The following is a 22,196-nucleotide window of genomic DNA, read 5'->3' as shown; positions in this document are numbered from 1 at the left end:
TGGCTTTGCTGCGTGGATGCCAAGTCATCATTGCAAGGAGTTGCGTTAGCAACAACGCGGCAATCTCATCAGATAATATAAAAAAACTCCTAAGATTGCCACGTCAGCATAAATGCTGGCTCGCAATGACGGGACCTGTATGAACTGTCCGGTACTATGAAGAATAACATAGCTGACAGAAAAATAATAAAACGATAATAAAATGTATAAAAAACCGATAATAGGTGTTACACCTGATTTAGCTCAAAATTGTGAAAAATATACTTACGCTGCTTTTCCATGGTACGCCTTGCGAAGAAACTATACCGATGCGATTATTACAGCCGGCGGTGTACCGCTATTATTACCTTATCAAAGTGATACAATAAATCAGCTTATGGAACTTGTTGATGGTGTTGTAATGCCAGGCGGTGATGAGGACATACATCCTAAATTTTATGAGCCGGAATATGCCGCAGATGTAGTAGTTTCCAATGAAGAACGTGATAATTTTGAGATATTAGTTTTAAAGAAAGCATTAGAGAGAGATATTCCGGTTTTAGGAATATGCCGAGGTATGCAGTTATTAAACGTTATTTTTAAGGGTACGCTTATTAAACATATTCCTGATTATATTGAAACTGTAATTAATCATACACAACATTCGCCTAAAAACATCGTTTCGCATGCAATTAATATAGAAGCGAATACTAAACTTGCTAAAATAGCTAATAATCAGCTACAAACTATGGTTAATTCGACTCATCACCAGGCTGCTAAACAACTTGGTAATGATCTTATCGTATCTGCAAAAGCAGAAGACGGTATAATTGAAGCCATTGAATCAACGAAACATAAATTTGTTATCGGCGTTCAATGGCATCCTGAATATCTTAACGATAATGGAATAGATTTAGAATTATTTAAAGAATTCGTAAAAGTTAGTAAGTAAATATTAGTTTTTAACATCATTAGATGAACATATTACAAACGCTTTATTATATTCATATCCAAGCGAGCAACAACATACGGAATTTTTAGAGCGTTCATATACGAAAGTAGAACCTCTACCATTGTCTTCTAGTTGATACTGACCATAAATTACAGGTCCACATTGTTCTTGCCAAGCAATTGAATATTTTACCTGATTATCTTGCACATCCCATTGTTATAAACAGCCGCTAATAATACAATTCATTTCAGTCACAAATAGTTTAACCAATTTTTGCATTACCAAATCTTCTTGTTGTTCTACTTGTATATTATCACAATAAGCTATATGTGAGTTTAAATTATTAGCATAAGCTCGTGATGTTATAGAGACTATAATAGTAATAAATAATATAATAAAAATTTTCATATGATACCTTATTTATTAAATTTAAATTAATATATTTTAAGATACTCAATAAGAAACTAATAATCAAATATTATATATTATTATCATTTTAAATAAGATTTCGGACCTTTGATCTGCTATATTATTATCAAAAACATTATTTATGACTGCTGATTACTCTTTTTTGAAAAGTTTTGCTGAGTATATCATTGATAAATTAGGTAAAGGTACAGAAGTGCAAATAATATTGCCTAACAATTTCTCATGCCTAGAATTAAAGAAGATTTTAACCGATAAATATAAAATTAAATTACCTATGATTATTCCTTTTAATTCTCTTATTTCAAAAAAAACCGATTCGGATTATATATCTAAAATAGAAGAATTACTTATTTTATCATCCATTATCACCGAATATAAAGAATTACCTTTTAATAAAAATGAATCATTAAAAGCTGCAGAACTTTTAAGAAAATTATTTAATGATCTTATAATCAATAAGACCGATATAAAATTAATTGAAGTCTATAACAATTCTAACTATTGGCAAAAGATTTATCAATTTCTAGAATATTGCTTCTTAAGATGGCAAGAAGAAATATCGTTTACTCAAAAACAAACTAAAGCAGTTTATAAATTAAAGCTATTACAAGAAGAAATAATAAAAATAAAAAAGGGACATAAGCAGGTAATACTCGCCGGAATATTCAAGCCTAATGTTTTTTTTAAAAGATTTGAAGAAGAATTAAAGGATTACATAATTCACTATAGTCCTGCCTCCAAGCAGATTAGCGATGGGATATCTTATTATGAACCTAATGACATTTATGAAGAAACTAAACAAATAGCTTATATATGTAGCTGTAATAAAGACAGACGGATTGCAATCGTTACAAATAATAATAAGCTTAAAAGAGTATATTGTAATTTTTTAGACAAATATGAAGATCTACTAGGTAATGACTTAAGGCTTACTAATATAGGTGAATTACTAACTTCCATTATTAAAATATTATGTAATAATTTTGATTTAAAACTTCTATTTTTATTACTTAAAAATCCTTTAATTAACTGCCCTACTGTACAGCAGTTAGAGTTAATGCTATCTAATAAAAACCGTTTTATATCCTCACCAAAATATTTATTGCAATTACAATTTGATAATGAGGATATAAGACAGTATTGCCGTAACTTAATAGATATTTTATTTACCGATACTCCACATAATATACAAGCTATTCTAACCTTAACTAAAGAAATAACTGAAAAACTTTTGCCTACTATTTGGGACAAAGAAGGAGGAGCAGAACTACTTGAGTTTTTAACAAATTTAACCGCATATAGTAAATATATAAATTCAATGGATAAAAAGGATTTTCCTAAAATTTTTTCTTTTTTACTTTCTAATATCAAATATTACAAAAATACCGACGCTGCTAGTATTATTATAGGACGGCCTGAAGATTTAGCATTATGTGAATTTGACTTAATTATATTACCACATTTTAATAATGGACACTGGACACTTAGTGCTAAAGCTCACCCATGGCTTAGCAAGAAAGCCTTGCAGATACTAAATATAGATTACGATGAAATCGCCCCTACTCTACATTCAGATTACTTCAATTTATTTCTACAAAATAAACAAATAGTTATACTGAATGCTAAAAAATATGATGGAAAATTGTCAGTGCCGAGTAATTTATTTTTGAAGCTAGAAAAAGGTTCTGTGTCACCCCGTGACTTGATCACGGGGTCCAGTAATTATATGGATACCGTGGTCAAGCCACGGTATGACAAGAGTATTGAGATCCACAGCCCCTCTTTCCCAACCACCTTATCAGTAACCGAAATAGAAACATTAATAAGAAACCCATACGGCTTTTATGCTAAGAAAATTCTTGGACTATGTAAAAAAGATCATATATGGGAAGAGCCTAAAATATCGGATTTCGGTAATTTGATTCATAAAGTTTTAGAAGAATATTCTAAAAATTACGACACACAATATATTAATTTAAATTTGCTTGATAAACAAAATGCTTTAATAAATATCGGTAATCATATTTTATATAGCACTATTTTACCAAGCTACACAAAAAAAACTTGGCAAATAAAACTCATGGCTTTCAGCAAAGCTTTTATTTTATTTGATATAGAACGCCGAAAAAACTGCAAAGAAATCTATTTTGAAACTAAAGGGGAGTTACGGCTAAATATTGTAGGTCAAGATATAAAAATAATCGGTATAGCTGACCGAATTGAAATAAGTAAATCAAACAATATAACTATACTAGATTATAAGACCGGTACTATTCCAACTAAGAAAGAAATAGAGCTTGGACTTTCTCCTCAACTTATCATAGAAAGTTTGATGTTACTAGAAAACGGATTTACGAAATGTAATTCTCTGTCCCTTTTATGTCATCCCCAGCCCCTTTTGTGTTATGCCCACGAAAGCGGGAATCCAGTTATGAATAACAATATTACTATCGCCTACGTAAAAATAACTAGTACCGAACCTTATGTGCACACAACGGAAATAACTTTAAGCATCGAGACTTTAAATAGACATAAAGCAGGATTAGTCAAATTACTTGAACATTATATTACAAATAAATTCTTTTCTTATGATTTGAATTTATCAAAGTATAATGATTATTTACATTTGAGTCGATAGCTAATTATGTCATTTCGCAATAGTGCTTACAACCCCATCACTAACTTAAATTCTTTACTTTTAATAATCTTACTATTCGTATTATAAATAATCGGATCGTTAATTTTTTCATGACCGAATCTATTTGTTTTAAATACCGGTATATCTAAACTATCTGCAAAATTACGAAGCACTAACATTGTGGCATCAAGATCTTTACCAAATGAACCAAATATTATAGCCTTAACATCCTCAAGTAACCCTGCTTGCTTTAAGTGTAAAAGCTTACGATCTAATCTAAAAGGAGCTACATTCACATCTTCTAAAAAAAGAATTTTGCCCTTAGTCTTTATTTGCCAACTCGTTCCTATACTAGTCTGCACCATAGTTAAGTTACCGCCTGTTAGTTTGCCGTTAACAAGATCACTTGATTTTGCTATATCGTTAAGAGGCACTAAATTATCTATAGTAACCTGCTTTACTTTACCTTTTAATATTTCAGCAAGCTTGGTAAAATTACCTTGATCTTGTTCCGGCTTTAAGAGATCGGCTATATTACTGCCGTGAATAGTTTTCCAGCCCCATTCTTGTGATAGAAAAAGATGTAACGCCGTTATATCGCTATATCCTATAAAGAATTTCTCTTTATTTGGTTTTGATAGCTTTAGTAAATCAGGAATTATTCTCGCAGAGCCGTAACCACCTCGTAAACTCCATACTATATTATCAGACTCATCAAATAATGCATCCCGTAGGCAATTAAATCTTACTTCATCGTTACTTGCAAGAAAGGGTAGCTTACCTTTAGCAAAACACTTAGAAGAAATTTGTAAATTTAGTCCATTAATATTTTTTAAATCCGACAAGGTTTTATTATCCGCTCCTGTTGCCGGAGCAACAACAGTAATAGAGATACTTTTTAGACTATGACCAGCAGAAAAAGTTGATATTGCAAAAAATAATATTATTAGTAAAGATATCTTTTTAAGAATCATGAATATAATTGATAGGTATTGTTATATGAACAGGTAAATCTACTATGTCATGCCGTGGTTTGACCACGGCATCCAGTCTTTATTTTATTTTTTCTAATACCGTGGACAAGCCATGCTATGACAGAGACAAGCACTGGATTCCCATTTTAGCTATGGATGACATAAAAGGGAATAGAAATGACATAGGAAATGAGCAGAACCTTAAGAAACTATTCTAAATAAAAAGCAGCACCATCACCGGTAAGCTCTACTGCTTTAGCCTTGATTTGGTCAATAGTAAGGCCACTATATTCTACAAACCAACCTAATAAAGTATCGTCCTGACAAAAATTAATGTTCTGAACAACAGTTGCTTTATCTAAATTACCTTTTCCCATATCATATACAAGCTTTAATGCTTCTTTTTGTGCTGGTAGTTCATGAGTATTAGATAGTGCTAAAGTCTTTACTTTTTCTCCAAGTTTATTCGCTGAAGCCTCTGATATTTTATCATCTTCAGATTTATCAGTTGAATTTTTGCTTATTCTAAGGTTTTCTATTGTAGGTTTAACAAGTTTTGTCCATAGCTGGTCAGTTGAACTACAATCACAATCGGCTAGATATTTTCTACCTTCTTCTCCAGTTTTTACAGCATTATCAAAAAACTCTTTAACTATCCACGTATTGTTAAATTTATTATAAGCAGCTTTTATGAATAGTTCTAAATTATTAGAACCTAAATCTAAGAATTTTTGTTTAAGGTCCATAGGGATATGACTTTTTGTATCTAGCCATGTTTGCATTCCTGATAATATTTCTGATATTACCTTATTAAGGTCTTGTGTCGGGACAGTAATATTATTACTCTTCATAGTAGCCTCAAGTGCATTTTTAGTACTAGCATCCAAGTTAGATACTAAGTTTTCATACTGGGCCGGATTACTTTTAGCTTCTTTTAAAATGCTTACTATTTTCTTAAATCTTAGTACTATTTCTGAATGGCTACCCGTAGTGCTTGTCATCCAATCCCATTTAAAATATTCAAGCCCGCCGGTAGCATGATTTGGGACTTCAACATGTGCAAATTTGTGGTCATATCTAATGCCGATTACATTAAGATCGTCTTTATATTTCTGTACTTGAATATCGGTATCATTACGCTGTTTTTTAAAGTGTTGCTCTATTTTTTTCATACTCTCTCCTTAATTCATATTTTTAATTAGTGTCCACCATATTATACTTATGTATTACTATATGTCAAAATAAAGCACTAATAGCAATTAACTTTTTGCTATATCACCAGCATGTAAGTCACGCTTAAAGTACAAACTACTATTCTTATTTAAGATTACCCGATAAATCTGAACATTTTCAAGTACTCTTTGAACGTAATCTCTTGTTTCTCGATAAGGTATAAGTTCTATCCAGTCAATAACTTTTCTTGTATCTTTTATATCCCTTGGATCACCAAACCTATCTATCCATTTTACTACATTATGACTTCCGGCATTGTAAGAAGCAATGGATAGAATATAAGAACCTTTATGATCATCTAATAATTTTTTGAAATGATGCGAACCAAGTTTAATATTATATACCGGATTTCTAGTTAAGTCTGCTACATTACATTTAACATTTATGGATCTTGCGGTATCACAAGCAGTATCTTTAATAAGTTGCATGAGACCCATAGCATTTGCATAACTTACTGCTTTATGATCAAAAACCGATTCTTGTCTAATTATTCCATAAGTTAAATGAGGTGGGATAGGCAAACCTACTAGATTATAAGGCGTTGGAAAAGCACAATCCGGAATAAAAGCATTATTTTGGGCGGCAATTTTTGCCACCTCAACCATATGATTAGTATTATTACTTGTTTTAATAATATTCGCAATTATTTGAATTTCTGCAGAATTTTTAGTGTTTTTCATTGCTGCTTTGGAATATATCAGGGCTAAGTAGCTTTTATTATATTTAACCAATAACCTTATTGCTTTAATAATCTCTTTATTTTCTATAATTTTCCTTTCTTCAGAAGTTATTACGGGAATAGGAGGTAAAACTAACTTGGTCCTATTTAATTCAATATTTGCTACCTGCCCATAAAAGGTAAAAGAATATTTGGCTGCCTGCTCGTAAAATTTTCTAGCCGTTTGCTTATCACCTTTTGCTGCATAAGTACGACCTAGCCAATAAAACCCACGTGCCAAACTAATCGGAGTCTTAACAACTTTAATAAACTTATTAAAATGTACTAATGCTTGATCAGGCTTGTTTAAAAAACTTAAAGAAAGCCAGCCCGCAAGCCATTCCTGCTCCCTTATAGTTTCAGGACAAGTAGCAAAAGGAAGCGTTGCCATTCTATAGCTATTAGCAAAATCTTTGTAATCGATGAATTCACGAGCATAATAGGACTGAATACGACACCATTTAATAAAATGTTTACGGTTATTTTTAGCTTTCTTAAACAAAGTAATAATTTCCTTTGTCGGCTTTTGCATTTTTTTAAAATCTAAATAACGATATAATAAACCGGAAGTATAGTATTTTTCAGGAATACTTTTAAAAAGCTTTTCAGCATTTGGCGCTTTACCTATAATCGCAATTTGAACTTTAAAAGAATTACGGTAACCTTGATCTACATATTTCAGGGATTGCTCAGCAGCTCTAATATCATTTTTCCATAAATGTTCTTCTATTCGCGCTAAATGATCACTCGCAGTTAAATATTTATGCCACTTATTGTAATATGCATTTTCTTCTTCAGGAGTGAAATTGGCGTATACCCAAGCCTCTTTAATAATAGGTAGTAATACCTTCTGATCTTTGATTACACTACTTGCAGCTGCCGCATAAAATTTATAACCTTTGCCGGTAAGAGGAGGATGTTTACTAAACCAATCAAAAATTACTTTTTTATTTGTATTATTATTTAGATATTCTTCCGCTCTTTCTTCAAGCAGCTTATTTTGAGGCCAATCCGGGTTATTGCATAAAAACCTTATTACATGTTCAAAACTATTATCTGAATATTTATTATCTAAATATTTCTGAGAAAGTACAATTTTTGTTAAAATTTTATTATTTACTTCTAGAGCTAAATCTTCGGCTTGTGACCAATTTTTTTGATCGATATAGGTAAAAACTTGCTTAATATTATCTACAACATTAGAATTAGCATTTACTTTTAAAGCTAATAACAAGAATATAGAAGTTAATAATTTTATTGTGATTTTCATAAGTTTTATGATTTGTTGCGTGGATACCTAATAGTCATTACGAGTTACTAAAAGCGTTGTTGCATGGCTCATTTATATCATTCCCGCGAAAGCAGGAATGACATAGAGACCAACTAAACACCCGTAGAACCAAAGCCACCACTACCACGCATCGTTTCCATAAGACTACTACTTTCTTCCCATAATATACGTTCGTACTTTGCGATTATTATCTGTGCAATTCGCATGCCTTTTTCTATAATGAAATCTTCTTTACCGAGATTAATAAGAATGACCTTTATTTCACCTCGATAATCTGCATCAATAGTACCGGGTGAATTAGCAACCGTGATACCGTGTTTAACGGCAAGACCCGAACGGGGTCTTATTTGGGCTTCAAACGAATCTGGTAGTGCTATAGCGATGCCTGTTGGAATTAGCTGTATTGCGCCTGCTTTTATTGTTATAGGTTGCTCGTTTGCGGCTATTAAATCCATCCCCGCACTATGCTCTGTAGCATATTCCGGCAGACTGCCGGAAAAATTTTCTAGTTTTTTAATTTTAACTTGTGTTATTGGCATATTATTTCATATCAAATTTATCGTTAATAATTTTATTTTCTACCGCATCAATTAAAGAATTGGCAAGATTATCGGTTAATATCTTACTTCCCATGCCAAGTTTCTTTTTAAGCCAAGGTTGTTTAGCACATAGATATTGAAACTTAATATTATCACCGAATTTTTCTTTCATTACGCTATACATATCACCTATGCCATCAATTAAGCCGTAATCAAGCGCCGTTTGTCCTGCCCAAAATTCACCGTTAAATAAAATTTCGTCTTGCTGAGTTAACTTCCCTGCTCTTCTTGTTTTTACATATTCTATAAAATGTTCATAAACCTGCTTTTGCAAATCTTTGATAATTTTAAGATCATCTTTATTAATAGGTTTAAACGGATCCAATACTGATTTATTCTTGCCTTCCGTATAAACTCTTCTCTCTATCCCAAGTTTATTAATTGCTTCATGAAAACCGAATCCGCTTGATACTACTCCGATACTACCGATAACCGAACTCGGCAAAGCATATATCCGGTCACCACTGCAAGCAAGCCAATATCCACCTGAAGCCGCCATATCTTCAATAAAACTATAAATTTTTATTTTATTTTCTTTAGCAAGGTCACGAATACGTTTTGCAATAAGTTCAGATTGTACCGGAGAACCGCCAGGAGAATTAATAATTAAACATAATGCTTTTAATTTCTTTATTTTAAAAGCTTTTTCGATTAGTTCATTTAATGATTCTAACGTAAGTCCCGATTGCATAGTACTTACTTTACCGATAACACCACTAAGGCGTAAAACGGCAATCACCTCTTTAGAATTACCAAAAACCGAAGCAAATAATTGATCTAATTTACTTATCTGCCGTTTGGTGATTATCTGATCAAATTCAGCATTCGCCATAGTTGATGTATTTACTTCATTCATTAATTTTACTCATTTTTAATTTAATATACTCGTTTAATTTGAAAAATTGGCTATGTCGTCTTATAAGATCTGCGGTACTCACCTATTAAGTATACGCTCTGCTCCTCGCCTTATAGACTCCTTGCTTTTTTCCAAATTAAACTTCGTCTATTTACTTGGAGTTACTCTATAGCATCCTTTTTTATTGGCGGCAAAGGCTTAGCCGGTTTATTCAGAGATTGCTCGTTATAACTATTTTTAGGTTCAGGATAATTTTGGGGAATGGCAGATAAAATAGTATCTCTAACTTTTTCGTCATACCAATTTGTATTACCGACAAAGCTAGTTACTATTTTGCCGTTTGGGTCTATTAATATACTAGTCGGTAAACTAACAACCCCTAAGGCTTTAAATAATTCATTTCTATAATCATGATAAATCGGCAAATATCTTATTTGATAGCTTTTAAAATATTCTTTCACAACTTTTATGTCTTGATAATCTTCTGAAATCGGAATTACTGAAAAAGGTAATTTCCTAAAATCTTTTTGCAACATATCAAGATCAGGCATTTCTGTGACACAAGGAGCACTCCAAGTAGCCCAAAACACTAACAATATAGTCTTTCCTTCAAACTGATCAAGAGAATATTGATTTTTTTCTTCATCAAAAAAAATTATATTATCAGGAACACTTGAACCTCTTAAAAATGCTAATTTATCCTTAGGCTTCTCATAGAGCTTAGCATGAATTTTAGGAATAAAAATTATTATAGATAATAAAAATACTATAATATATATAAGATATTTATTATAATTTCTTAAGGTCATATAATAATTTATAGTAATGAAGACATTTTATTTATTCGTATTAGCACTTACATTATGTAGTTGTGGTATAAAAAAGCCTTTAGAAGCACCACAGAACAAGGCAAAACATCATTGCGAGCAGTCGTAGACTGCGTGGCAATCTCATCAAATATCCTGAGATTGCTTCGTCAAATTACTTCGTCATGTTCCTCGCAATGACGTACTGTATCAATACCTCTTAAGCGTCGTACCTTGCAAAACTAAGTCAAAACAATAAGACGGCATATTTTCTTGCGGTTCGATCAATATCGGATTTACTTCACCGCATTCATTATCACACATATTTTGATCAGATAAGTCTAAGCGTGTTTCGAGAGTAGTAAGACTAGGATGCTCTATTCTTATATTTGCACTTCTCAAATAACGAGAAGATTTATAAGGCAACATGCTAATAAAGTAATATTCTCCTTTATTATTAGTAGTAGCAATACCGGAACCGGTAAAACTTGAATCGCTTTTACTTGTAAATCTTCTTTTATCAACTCTAGTTTTTAAAGGTTCGTAAGGATATTTATCTCCGCTTCCTGCTTGCCATAAATAAACTTTAGCATCCGCAACCGGCACGCAATTTTGATCTAATACTTTTCCTTTAATTAATATCCTTTCTCCGTAAAATTTTGATAATCTTCCTGTTTTACGTAATAAATTATTAGTAGTCTCAAAAACTTTTGGTTCATAATCATTAAATATATTTCTAGTAATTTTACAACGATTAAGCTTATTAGGGTAAGTTTTAGAAGCAGCAAATATGTTTAATGTCCATAAACATAAAAAACAAAATATAAATTTTTTCACTTTTCACCACTATATTTATAAAATTCTACATCTAAATTTAAATCAATTATTTTTATTAATCAAATTATTTTTATTCTCATTTGATTATTAAGTAATTGACTGTTATAGTACACTTTGTTATACTAAAATATTATATATATGCAAAAATTTTTATCTTTAATAATTGTAATTCTAATACTTTACAATATAGTAAAGTTAAAAATATCTCCTGACAACAATAATCCTACAACTGTAGAGCAAACGGCTTCAAATAATTCATCTACCAATGAAAACCAAACTAGTATAAATAATGAACCACCTATTTCATTAAACGGTAACTTATTTGAACGTACGGTTTCAAAAATAGTAATAAATGCTCTTAAAACTGAAGAAGGGAAAGCATTTTTTGAAAATATTTTACAACCGTTAAATGGACCTATCAATCCTAATGATTACACTATTGAAGTACGTAAGGATTTAGTAAAAACACTGTTCAAAATTCATACGCTCGGTAGCGGTAATATCGGTCCTGCTTCTTGCGGACATGTAGTTACCGTATTTTATCAAATATCAGATATGAACAATACTTTAATATCTGAAGATACTAAGACTTTTACTTTAGGCTCTGCTCCTGTAATGCTTGGCTTAGATAATGTAATAATCGGTATGATGGTAGGAGAAGCACGAGAAGCTATTATTCCGGCAAAATATGCCGTTAATAATAGTAATAATATTATCTTCGATGATGCGTATAATTATAAAGTTAATGTAATTTTAAAATCCATATTACCGCAAAATTTTGTTAAAAGTAATGAAGTTAAAATTTATGACGATGAGATAGCTTATCGTGTTCCTTTATTATGTGGTGAAAAAGTAAGCTTTAATGCTAAAATTACTCGCTTATCAAACGGTAAAATACTATATGATTCAAAAGCAAAAGGACAACAAATAGATATGAAAATTGGCGATATTACATATCCTTTAATTTTTTCTTACGCCTTACAAGGTAAAGTAACGGTTGGAACACGCAGTGTTATTGCTAAAGGCAAAACATTTAAAACTTTAGGTTCTAACATAAATAAAATTATTTCTCATGCATCGTTACCGATAAATGAATATCTTTTGCTTGAACTAGGAGACTTTAAACAAAATTAAATAAATATGAAACAAAATAAAATTCAAAGACAAAAAAATTATATTTTATTATCTATCCTTGTCATAATGATAATAATTGTATATCTTATAGCATTAATAAAAATTGCAGGATAAATTTTGTAATTATTAAAAATTTAAAACTCAAATTAAACGAGTATATAAGCATCTTACTTGTAAACTTTAATTATAGTATGGACATTATTAAAAAAAACAACAATATTATTATATTAGTAGGTTTAATATTTTTAGCAGTAATTATTTATATCTCTACAAGTAAGAGTTCCGATAATAAAACAAACGATAATATATTAGAAGTAAAGATAGCTATACAAGATCATAAATTTGTTCCGAATATAGTTGAAGTACCAAAATCAACTAAGATAAGGTTAATTGTTCATAATGAAGATGATACGGTAGAAGAATTTGAAAGTCATGATTTACATCGTGAAAAAATAGTTATGCCAAATGAGTCAATACATATTATACTTGCACCTCTCAAGCCCGGAAAATATGAATTTTTTGGAGATTTTCATCAAGATACGGCTCAGGGTTTTATAATTGTTAATGATTAGATAAAAAATATGTTTAAAATTGCTTTAGTAGTGTTTCGTGAATGTTTAGAAATATCCTTATTACTTGGTGTAATACTCGTCGTAACAAAACAAATAGAAAAATCACGTCTTTATATTATTGCTGGAGTAATGCTTGGAGTAGTATTTGCTTCAATTTTTGCATTTTTTACACGTAAATTATCTTTATCTTTTGGCGGAATAGGCGACGAGTTATTCGATTCCGGCATTATGATACTAATAACCATTCTGATTAGCTGGACAATAATATGGATGCAAGGTTACGGTATAAAAGTAAAGCAACATATAAACGACTTATCAGTAAAAATTCATGAAGGTAATGCCAGTTATTTCATGTTGTTTTTTTTAGTTGCCACTACTATCTTACGAGAAGGTGCAGAAATTATTATTTTAGTATATAGCATATCTTCAGTTGAAACAATACCAAGCAGTATTTACTTGCAAGGAGTGATAATAGGTGCTACAAGTGGCTTCTTACTTGGTGTAGTAATATATTTCGGTTTCATTAAGATTGCTAATCAAAAATATATTTTTAAAATCTCTACCATATTATTAATGCTGATAGCAGGCGGATTTGCAGCCAGTGCTGCAGGTATTTTAACCTCTTCCGGTCTAGTTATGTTTTTATCCGATCAACTTTGGGATAGTTCATGGTTAGTAGCAGATAGAAGTATGATAGGTAAAATCTTACATATTGTTACCGGTTATATTGCAAGGCCTAACGGACTACAAGTACTGGCTTATTTTACTACTATATTACTGATAAATATTGTCATACAAATAAAATTAAGATATTCCAAAAATAACTTAATATCAGTACAAAAAAACGAATCAAATTAATTTTATTAAAGAGAACAATTAAATTAAATATGTTAAAACTTTTATCAGAAATTGGTCCGGTAATAGCATTTTTTACAGGCTTTTTTTATGGAGGCGGTATACAACACGCTACTCTTTATATGCTTATTACCTCTGTTATTTGTATTACCCTTTGTTATGTTATAGATAAGAAAGTATCCAAGCTTTCTATTATTTCTACGACTGTTTTATTAGTTTCGGGAAGCATTACTTTAATTAGCGGCGATTCAATGTATATAAAAATCAAACCTACTATATTATATGTTATTTTTGGAATAATATTTCTCATGAGCGGTATAAGAAAAAATCCTTTTATCAAATATGCTTTAGAGAGTATAGTACGTCTTAAAGAAGAAAGTTGGATAACCTTAAGCTATAGAACAGCGGCTTTTTTCTTTTTTATGGCTGTAGTTAATGAAGTAGTTTGGCGTAATTGCTCAGATGAAACATGGGTCAAATTCAAAGTATTCGGTGTAATACCTATTACTTTTATATTTATTTTACTGCAATTACCTCTTTTATTAAAGAATAAATTACCGGATAGTAAGATATGATATATAATACCTTACTATTTTTACTTTATGTCATTACCGTGTAGGCTTTGTTGCATGGATCGGTAAAATCCACTGTGTCACCCACCCCGTGGCTTGACCACGGAATCCATACAAACAATTTAAAATACTAATATTATTAGTATTTTAAGCTGGATCCCACGATCAAGTCGTGGGATGACACAGAAAAGCACTGGATCCCTGCTTTCACCGAGATAATACCGGTGGCTTTTTAAAAATCGTAGGGTACTATTGTTATGATATTACGAGTTCTAATTTTTATAGCTCTTTCTTTTAGTCTATCTGCTTGTTTACCTGCTATTTTTACCGCAGCAACCACTACCGGCATTGTTGCTTCAAAAGATCAACCAATGTCTGAAACATTAAATGATGCAAGGATTTCTGCCAGCATTAAAGCTGATTTAGTAAAAAATAATTTTAGAGATTTAGGTGCTAAAATAAAGGTTGAAGTATCACAAGGAAGAGTATTATTAACAGGAAATATTCAAAAAGAATCTGATGCGTTAAAAGCCGTAGAAATTGCTTGGAATCAAAAAAGTGTAAAAGAAGTTATTAATGAGTTGAAAGTAAATAAAAACAGTAATCATTTTGACTTAGCCCAATATACTAAAGATAGTATGATAACCACGCAAATTAAAGCTAAAAATTTAGTCAAAAAAGACATTAAATTTGCTAATTATACTATTCTAACTATAGATAATATTGTTTATTTATTTGGAGTTGCAAGATCAGAAGAAGAGCTAGAAAAGCTTGCTTCTATTGCATCAAAAATAAAAGGTGTTGAAAAAGTTGTGTGTTACGCTAAAATAATGAATAACTTTAATACAAATCATGATAATAGTGAAGAATCATAAATTCAAATTAGACCTCTTGCAGAACGAAGCTAATAAAAAGAAAATTGAAGGAAACACGGCACGTAGCACCGCAGCGTACACTTTAGTACGTGAGGATGCGAGTACCGAATTGACGTATACCGCAGATATTTCAAAAGTTGAAAATCAAATAAGTGGTGAGCCTGCACAGCGTATAAAAATACGTGAACACAGGCAAATCCCAAAATTTGACGTACCAAATCTTGAAGTATCAAAGAAATTATCTTTAGGAGCAAGTTATGCACAGGGTTTATTACTTTTGTTAATTTTTTGTTTTGGTCTAAGCGGTTGTAATACCTCAAAAAGATTACCTTATTCCCACAAATATTCTTACAAAGAATTATCAAAAGATGATCCTCATAATCTAACTTATAAAGGACATTATAAAGTCGGTAAAAATTATAAAATAAAAGGAAAGACTTACAAACCTCACAACCCTAAATCTTTTACCGAAACAGGTTATGCCTCATGGTACGGTGGATGTAAAGACGGTTTTCATGGTAAAAAAACAGCTAACGGCGATAGATTTAATAGAAATTTATTAACTGCTGCACATAAAACTCTTCCGCTCCCTTGCTTAGTTAAAGTTACCAACAAAGCCAATAATAAAGCAGTAATTTTAATGGTTAATGATAGAGGTCCTTTTAAGAAAAATCGTATAATAGATGTTTCTCAAAAAGCGGCTGAAATTTTAGCATTTAAAAATCAAGGTATAACTAAAGTAAAAATAGAATATTTACCTAATGAAACTGAGAAATTTCTAAAAAATATTAACCTAAAAAAACCACAAAGTAAAACTTTAGCTAAAAACTCTAAAAAATCTTCATCTACTAAAGTTACAAAAAACAATAAATGTAGCGTTAATTGTCATATAAAACTTGTAAATTTAAAGTATAAATTGGCAGTAAATCCTTAAAAGATGTGTAAATATTAAATCGTCAGTAGTCGTAGGCGTTGTTGCATGGCTCAATTTTTAACATCATTGCGAGGAGCAACTTAAGTTTCGACGAAGCAATCTCAAGAGTTTTTGTATTACCTCATGAGATTGCCACAACCACTTTGTGGTCTCGCAATGACGATACATATCAACTACGTATATTCTTTTTCTTTATTATTTTTGATTTAGCTTTTGTAGTAGATTTATTATTAGAGGCAAGCTTGATTGAAGGTTTAGGAACTATAGGCTTAATATTAAAATACTGATCTAGTAGCCCCATCATCTTTTGATCACGAGATGCAGCACTTTTACTACCTGTAACAACGGCAATCAATGATTTACCGTTCCTAGAAGCAGTAGTTACTAAATTATAACCTGCCGGTGTATGAAAACCTGTTTTCATCCCTTCTGCACCTTGATAATTTTTAGTAACCCTATTATGTCCGTTTACTACGTTTCCACGAAATACAAAGCTGGTTTTAGCAAATAACGGATAAAATTTAGGATAATCTCTCTTCAAAGCCATAGCAAGTTTAGCCATATCTCTTGCGGTAGTTTGCTGCAATGGGTCATGCCAACCTGAAGCATTTTTAAAATAGGTATTCCTCATACCGAGCTGTTTAGCTTTAACATTCATTAAATGAGCAAAAGCTTTCTCTGAACCTTTCATGCCCTCAGCAACTGTTACAGCAGCATCATTAGCAGATTTTATAATTAATCCATTAATTGCCTCTCGAACGGTTATAGTTTCCCCTGCTTTTAAACCCAGCTTACAAGGCGGCATTTTTGAAGCTTTTGCTGATACAAGTAATTTTTTATCTAAAGGTAACTTACCGGCTTCAATTGCTTCAAACATTAAGTATAGAGTCATTAGCTTAGTTAAAGAAGCAGGGTAAATCCGAATTTGTGAATTATGGGCCTGCAACACTTTACCGCTTTTTGCATCAATGACTAAACTAGTTTGAACAGGAGGTTTAGGGGTATTTTTTACGTTTTTTTTTGCTTCGCTTATAGGCGTAAAGAAAAATGTTACAACAAAAATATAAGGTAATAAAAATTTCCTAAACATTTTAAATAAATAAAATATTATTCAAATTAAATCAAGTGTGATTTTTCGTCATTGCAAGGAAAAATTGAACATTTTGACGAAGCAATCCAGTAAAAAATGCATAGCATTTTTTTTATTATTTTCCTAGATTGTCACGCTTTCTACGGTCGCTCGCAATGACGATGAAAATAATACTTACTACACATTAACCTTTTTATTAAGATACATTAATATAAACAAAGCAGGCAAGGCTAAAATTATAGTAAAGAGGAAAAAACCGTCCCAGCCCATCATATTTACGAGTTTTCCAGCATAAATAGTGACAGTATTGTTACATAAACTACTAGCACTACTAAGTAAAGCATATTGTGTTGCGGAATATTTTTTATTACATAAATTACCTATATATCCGACTAAAGCAGTAGCACCCATAGCGGCAGCAAAATTCTCTATAGTAATAGCAATTAATAAAGCTTCAAAAGAAGGAGGCTGATGATTAAGCCAAATAAATGCAAAATGCGTTAAGCTTTGGGCAATACCGGTAATAATCAAACCTTTAAAATTCCCCACCCTATACATTACAATACCACCGACAAAACCACCGACTAAGGTTGCAATCAATCCATAAAGTTTAGCTATTATTGCTATTTCGCCTTTTGTATAACCAAGCTCTATATAAAAAGGTGAGGCAATTGCTCCAAGCATAGCATCGCCTAATTTAAAAAATATTACCGCAAGTAAAATAGTTGCAGCAAATTCTCTTTTGAAAAAATCCTTGAAAGGATTAATTACTGTAGAAATCCATGAAGTAATAGAAATAATATTAATTTTTTCTCTTACTAATTCTTTTTCGTTTACGGTTATTATAAATATCGTTGCGACGATAAATATTATACCTATAACACAGAAAGTTAGTGGCCAATTATTTCCAGTTATTTCTGCAAGGTACAAAGCACCTGCCCCTGTAATAAGCATACCGATTCGATAACCGAATACGGCGGTTGCACTAGCTATGCTTTGTGTTTCTTGATCAAACTTATCTATACGCAACGCATCAACGGCAATATCAAACGTGCTAGATAAAAAGCCTAATAATATAGTCAAAAAATAGAAAGAAGTTAAAGAAACTTCAGGATTTTCCTTGCTCATAGCAATTAGTACTAAAGCCATTAAAGAGCTACATAATATAAGCCAGCTTTTGCGATGTCCCCACCTACTTAAAAAAGGTATTTTAAAATTGTCGACTAGAGGCGACCAAAATACTTTTAACGAATATGATAACCTTGCAACTGCAAAAGTAGTAATAACGGCGATATCTATACCGGATTCTTTTAACCATACCGCAAGAGTAGAAAAAATTATAACCAGCGGCATACCACTAACTATTCCTAAAATAAATATTTCAAATAATCGATAGTCTTTAAAAATCTTGGTAATGCGCATTGTGATATTTCATTAAATCGTCATTGTGAGGAGGGGCATAGTATAGCCCCGACGTGACAATCTTGTCAAGCATCCTGAGATTGCTTCGTCAATTACTTACATAATTTCCTCGTAATGACGAAAATATTAGTGTTGCAATAATAATTAATAAAATTAAGCAATATAAGCTATTTACTTTATAAATCAACCATTTTCTCTTAACTCCTTAGTATACAACCTATAATATTCATCTTTATTCTTAAGCAATTGTGTATGAGTTCCTTGTTCACAAATCTCACCGTTTTTCATAACGATAATATTATCAAGATCGGTAATACTGCTTAAACGATGCGTAATAATTAAAGTGGTTTTTCCTTGACGTAATTTCTTTAACGATTCTAGAATTTTCTGTTCGGAAGCTTGGTCTAAGCTGCTTGTTGCTTCATCCCAAATTAAAATAGGGGCATCTTTTAAGAAAGCTCTAGCAATAGATAAACGCTGACGCTGACCACCTGAAAGAGTTGTCCCCTGCCCCCCTATCTGCGTGTCGTAACCGTTCGGCAGATGCATAATAAACTCATGAGCATCGGCATATTTTGCTGCTCTAATTATTTCTTCTCTTGTAGCGTTTTCCTGACCGTATGCTATATTTTCTGCAACACTTGTATCAAATAAATAAGTATCTTGAGTAACTAAGGAAATCTGACCTCTAAGTGAAATAAGCTTAATATCTTTAATATCATGATTATTAATTAAAATTCTTCCTTCATTTGGATCATAAAAACGCACTAATAAATTACTAAGCGAAGTCTTAGCACTACCTGAACGCCCGACAAACGCAATAATTTTATGAGGCTCTAGCCTTAAATCTATATATTTTATAGCTATTTTACTCTCAAACCTTAAAGCTAGTTTTTCAAAAGTAATTTGTGGATTATATAAATCTACGTCTTTAGCATCTTCATGATCTTTAATAAGAGGCTTGGTATCCAAAATACTAAATACCCTCTTAGCTGCTGCTATTCCTTCTTGCAAATTAATATTTAACGATACCAAACTTTTAAACGGTCTATAAGCCGCTGCAAAAGAAGCCAAAAAAGCAAAAAGAGCCCCTGGCGTACTTTTTCCCTCCAGGACTAGATTACCTCCATACCATACCATCCCTCCAACTGCAAAACCGCTTAAACCCTCCATAATCGGTGAAACCATTGCATCTAGCTTAGATGTTTTTTTGTAGAACTCTAAAATATTATTAATAATCAACGATGCTCTATTACTTTCTATTTTTTCGCCTACAAAAGATTTAATAATCTGAATTGACTGAAATGTTTCATCAAGCCGAGAGGTATAATGCCCAAACTCTTCTTGTGACTGTGCAAATATTCTTCTTATCTTTCTACCCATCCTTTGCACCGGATAAACAGCTACAGGGAAAACAAGAAAAACTACGCAAGATAATAGCGGTTCTAAATGAAACATTGTTGCTATTAAACATACTACAGTTAGGAAATGTTTAGCACATCCGACAAGTAAGTTAGAAACAGCTCCACGCATCAAAGAAATATCATTAGTAAAACGAGATATTAAACGTCCTGAAGATTGGTTTTGAATAAAAGAAATATCGGCAAATAACAAATGCTCATACATTTTTATCTGTAAATCGTTTAGTACCCTCTGCCCAACAAATTTTATTAGATAATTCTGATAATACTCTGAAATTCCTTTTATAACAAAAGTTACAGTAAGCACTATAGGCATTATTATAAGCATTTTCTTATCATGCGTTAAAAAAACCTTATCAATAATAGGTCTAGCTGCATGTACGATCACTGCCGTACAAAGTGCTGCAACAACCATACAAAATATCGAAAAATATATTTTATTTGCGTAAGGTTTAACATGATCTTTTATCAGCCTTTTTATAACATCTGCGGCTGTGTAGTTATCATTTAAATTATTGTTATTCATTCTCGTTAAAAATATTAAATTGATGATGTGATTGATTCGGTACAGGCATTTTCAAATGCTCAAAAGCGGCAATCGTGATTACCCTACCTCTAGGAGTTCTTTGTAGTAAACCTATCTGTATAAGATAAGGCTCTATGGTTTCTTCAAGTGCGTCACGTTGTTCAGACAAGGCAGCTGCAATCGTTTCAATTCCGACAGGACCGCCATTATAATTATCCGCTATGAATTTTAGATAACGATAATCATTGCTATCAAGTCCTATGCGATCAACTTCCAAACGATTTAACCCAAAATCAGAGATTTCCTTATCTACTCTTGATTTACTGTCAACTGCTGCAAAATCTCTTATACGACGAAGCAATCTTAATGCAATTCTTGGCGTTCCTCTACTTCTTTTAGCTATTTCTTCAGAACCCGAATCGGTCAAATCAATATCAAGTAGTTTACTTGCTCTATTTAGAACTTTCTTCAATTCCTCAGTATTATAAAAATTTAGCCGCATAGGAATACCGAACCTATCACGCAAAGGATTACTAAGCAGCCCGAGGCGTGTGGTAGCACCGATTAAGGTAAATTTCGGCAAGGTTATTTTCACTGACCTTGCGGCAGATCCTTCACCGATAATTATATCAAGCTCAAAATCTTCCATAGCAGGATATAAAACCTCTTCAACCGCAGTATTTAAGCGGTGGATTTCATCAATAAATAATACATCGTTCTTTTCAAGATTGGTAAGAATAGCAGCAAGATCAGCTACCTTAAGTATAGCAGGACCGGAGGTGGATTTAAAATTACCGCCGATTTCGTTAGAGATAATTTTAGCAAGCGTAGTTTTACCAAGCCCGGGCGGACCGTAAAATAAAGTATGATCAAGATGCTCATTTCGAGATTTTGCAGCCTTAATAAATACCGAAAGATTTTCTTTAATCTGCTGTTGACCAACAAATTCTTGCAAATATGACGGCCTTATCGGCAATTCTTGATCATTTTCACTTTTTGCAGGTGATAATATATTAGTCATTATTTTAAATCGAATATAATAACTAATAATAGCTAAAAAATAGTTTTATGCTATAAATTATTTTAGACTTTTAATTAGCCCTCTTCACAGAAACTAGTTACCCCTTCTCTAAGTTTATCTACGGTTTCAAAAAATTTTTCTGTATCAGTGACGCCTAAGTTTTATAATTCTTCTTTAAGGTAATTTTTATTTAATCCTTTATATAACTTGAAATAATGACCAAATACCTCATTTGATAATATTATATTAGGATTTTCATAATAATTTTTCAAAACTTCTGCTACATCTTTTAGAGTAAGGTTATTTTCATCAGTTATTTCTGTAATTTGTGCGTCCAATGCTTGTCTATCTTGAGATTTCATTCCTATCTTATAACCTAAAATATTACATCCAATTAAGCTTTTATTCTCTTTTATAGCATCTGATAAGGCTTGCTTTGATTCCTCGCTTACTTCTGTACTT

At 31.6% G+C, this 22,196-nt stretch carries 21 protein-coding genes and 2 pseudogenes; 8 read left to right on the top strand and 15 right to left on the bottom strand.

Annotation, left to right across the window (positions count from 1 at the left end):
- Positions 1–202 precede the first annotated feature (202 nt).
- On the top strand, positions 203–931 hold the full coding sequence (locus ACPKKV_RS04255; protein ID WP_392506393.1) for a gamma-glutamyl-gamma-aminobutyrate hydrolase family protein: 729 nt from the start codon (positions 203–205) through the stop codon (positions 929–931).
- A 3-nt stretch (positions 932–934) separates the two neighbouring features.
- On the opposite strand, the gene ACPKKV_RS04250 is transcribed toward ACPKKV_RS04255, so the two are convergent.
- Positions 935–1,138 carry a hypothetical protein gene (locus ACPKKV_RS04250; protein WP_392506391.1) on the bottom strand — a complete coding sequence of 68 codons (204 nt, stop codon included), beginning with the start codon at positions 1,136–1,138 and terminating at the stop codon, positions 935–937.
- Positions 1,139–1,147: 9 nt separating this feature from the next.
- A complete protein-coding gene (locus ACPKKV_RS04245) occupies positions 1,148–1,339 on the bottom strand; it encodes a hypothetical protein (RefSeq protein WP_392506390.1) in 192 nt (63 codons plus the stop codon).
- A 142-nt stretch (positions 1,340–1,481) separates the two neighbouring features.
- Between ACPKKV_RS04245 and ACPKKV_RS04240 the strand changes: the two genes are divergently transcribed.
- Entirely contained in the window at positions 1,482–3,998 is a 2,517-nt protein-coding gene (locus ACPKKV_RS04240) for a PD-(D/E)XK nuclease family protein (RefSeq protein ID WP_392506389.1), read from the top strand.
- Between the two features lie 26 nt (positions 3,999–4,024).
- Here the strand turns inward: ACPKKV_RS04240 and ACPKKV_RS04235 are convergent, their stop codons facing one another.
- From ACPKKV_RS04235 to ACPKKV_RS04205, 7 genes are all read right to left on the bottom strand, one after another.
- Positions 4,025–4,972 carry an LD-carboxypeptidase gene (locus ACPKKV_RS04235; RefSeq protein WP_392506388.1) on the bottom strand — a complete coding sequence of 316 codons (948 nt, stop codon included), beginning with the start codon at positions 4,970–4,972 and terminating at the stop codon, positions 4,025–4,027.
- Between the two features lie 209 nt (positions 4,973–5,181).
- Entirely contained in the window at positions 5,182–6,144 is a 963-nt protein-coding gene (locus ACPKKV_RS04230) for an SrfF family effector protein (protein ID WP_392506387.1), read from the bottom strand.
- Positions 6,145–6,231: 87 nt separating this feature from the next.
- A complete protein-coding gene (locus tag ACPKKV_RS04225; RefSeq protein WP_392506386.1) occupies positions 6,232–8,193 on the bottom strand; it encodes a lytic transglycosylase domain-containing protein in 1,962 nt (653 codons plus the stop codon).
- A 113-nt stretch (positions 8,194–8,306) separates the two neighbouring features.
- A complete protein-coding gene (gene dut / locus ACPKKV_RS04220) occupies positions 8,307–8,753 on the bottom strand; it encodes a dUTP diphosphatase (protein ID WP_392506384.1) in 447 nt (148 codons plus the stop codon).
- 1 nt (position 8,754) lies between these two features.
- Complete coding sequence (locus ACPKKV_RS04215; RefSeq protein ID WP_392506382.1) at positions 8,755–9,669, bottom strand: S49 family peptidase; 915 nt, start codon at positions 9,667–9,669, stop codon at positions 8,755–8,757.
- A 161-nt stretch (positions 9,670–9,830) separates the two neighbouring features.
- On the bottom strand, positions 9,831–10,478 hold the full coding sequence (locus ACPKKV_RS04210; RefSeq protein ID WP_392506381.1) for a TlpA disulfide reductase family protein: 648 nt from the start codon (positions 10,476–10,478) through the stop codon (positions 9,831–9,833).
- Between the two features lie 207 nt (positions 10,479–10,685).
- Positions 10,686–11,312, bottom strand: a complete 627-nt coding sequence (locus ACPKKV_RS04205; protein ID WP_392506380.1) for a dioxygenase family protein — start codon at positions 11,310–11,312, stop codon at positions 10,686–10,688.
- 138 nt (positions 11,313–11,450) lie between these two features.
- Here ACPKKV_RS04205 and ACPKKV_RS04200 point away from each other — a divergent pair, with 138 nt between their 5' ends.
- From ACPKKV_RS04200 to ACPKKV_RS04175, 6 genes are all read left to right on the top strand, one after another.
- Complete coding sequence (locus tag ACPKKV_RS04200; protein WP_392506379.1) at positions 11,451–12,446, top strand: FKBP-type peptidyl-prolyl cis-trans isomerase; 996 nt, start codon at positions 11,451–11,453, stop codon at positions 12,444–12,446.
- Positions 12,447–12,637: 191 nt separating this feature from the next.
- Positions 12,638–13,018: a cupredoxin domain-containing protein gene (locus ACPKKV_RS04195; protein WP_392506378.1), complete on the top strand. Its 381-nt coding sequence runs from the start codon at positions 12,638–12,640 to the stop codon at positions 13,016–13,018.
- 9 nt (positions 13,019–13,027) lie between these two features.
- Complete coding sequence (locus ACPKKV_RS04190; protein WP_392506377.1) at positions 13,028–13,876, top strand: FTR1 family protein; 849 nt, start codon at positions 13,028–13,030, stop codon at positions 13,874–13,876.
- Positions 13,877–13,905: 29 nt separating this feature from the next.
- The gene (locus ACPKKV_RS04185) at positions 13,906–14,448 is read left to right on the top strand and encodes a septation protein A (RefSeq protein WP_392506376.1); all 543 of its coding nucleotides are present in this window, start codon (positions 13,906–13,908) and stop codon (positions 14,446–14,448) included.
- Between the two features lie 254 nt (positions 14,449–14,702).
- On the top strand, positions 14,703–15,320 hold the full coding sequence (locus tag ACPKKV_RS04180; protein ID WP_392506375.1) for a BON domain-containing protein: 618 nt from the start codon (positions 14,703–14,705) through the stop codon (positions 15,318–15,320).
- Positions 15,298–16,254, top strand: a complete 957-nt coding sequence (locus ACPKKV_RS04175; RefSeq protein WP_392506373.1) for a septal ring lytic transglycosylase RlpA family protein — start codon at positions 15,298–15,300, stop codon at positions 16,252–16,254. Before ACPKKV_RS04180 ends, ACPKKV_RS04175 begins: the two co-directional genes overlap by 23 nt.
- 62 nt (positions 16,255–16,316) lie before the next feature.
- Here the strand turns inward: ACPKKV_RS04175 and ACPKKV_RS04170 are convergent.
- The 6 genes and pseudogenes from ACPKKV_RS04170 to ACPKKV_RS04145 all read right to left on the bottom strand — a co-directional run.
- Positions 16,317–16,416, bottom strand: a pseudogene (locus tag ACPKKV_RS04170) (lytic transglycosylase domain-containing protein); the annotation flags it as partial.
- Between the two features lie 7 nt (positions 16,417–16,423).
- Positions 16,424–17,344, bottom strand: coding sequence for a D-alanyl-D-alanine carboxypeptidase family protein (locus ACPKKV_RS04165; RefSeq protein WP_392506372.1), 921 nt, complete (start codon positions 17,342–17,344; stop codon positions 16,424–16,426).
- Positions 17,345–17,521: 177 nt separating this feature from the next.
- Positions 17,522–18,766 (bottom strand): AmpG family muropeptide MFS transporter, encoded by a 1,245-nt coding sequence (locus tag ACPKKV_RS04160; protein WP_392506371.1) that lies wholly within the window; start codon positions 18,764–18,766, stop codon positions 17,522–17,524.
- A 183-nt stretch (positions 18,767–18,949) separates the two neighbouring features.
- Positions 18,950–20,713, bottom strand: a complete 1,764-nt coding sequence (locus ACPKKV_RS04155) for an ABC transporter ATP-binding protein (RefSeq protein WP_392506369.1) — start codon at positions 20,711–20,713, stop codon at positions 18,950–18,952.
- Complete coding sequence (gene ruvB, locus ACPKKV_RS04150; RefSeq protein ID WP_392506368.1) at positions 20,706–21,734, bottom strand: Holliday junction branch migration DNA helicase RuvB; 1,029 nt, start codon at positions 21,732–21,734, stop codon at positions 20,706–20,708. Before ruvB ends, ACPKKV_RS04155 begins: the two co-directional genes overlap by 8 nt.
- A gap of 74 nt (positions 21,735–21,808) precedes the next feature.
- Positions 21,809–22,096 (bottom strand): annotated as a pseudogene (locus ACPKKV_RS04145) (hypothetical protein).
- Between the last annotated feature and the right edge of the window lie 100 nt (positions 22,097–22,196).

Source organism: Rickettsia finnyi, assembly GCF_049668125.1.
GTDB classification, from domain to species: Bacteria; Pseudomonadota; Alphaproteobacteria; order Rickettsiales; family Rickettsiaceae; genus Rickettsia; species Rickettsia kotlanii.
The sequence above is the reverse complement of the archived record's forward strand: the minus strand, read 5'-3'. Positions and strand labels throughout refer to the sequence as shown.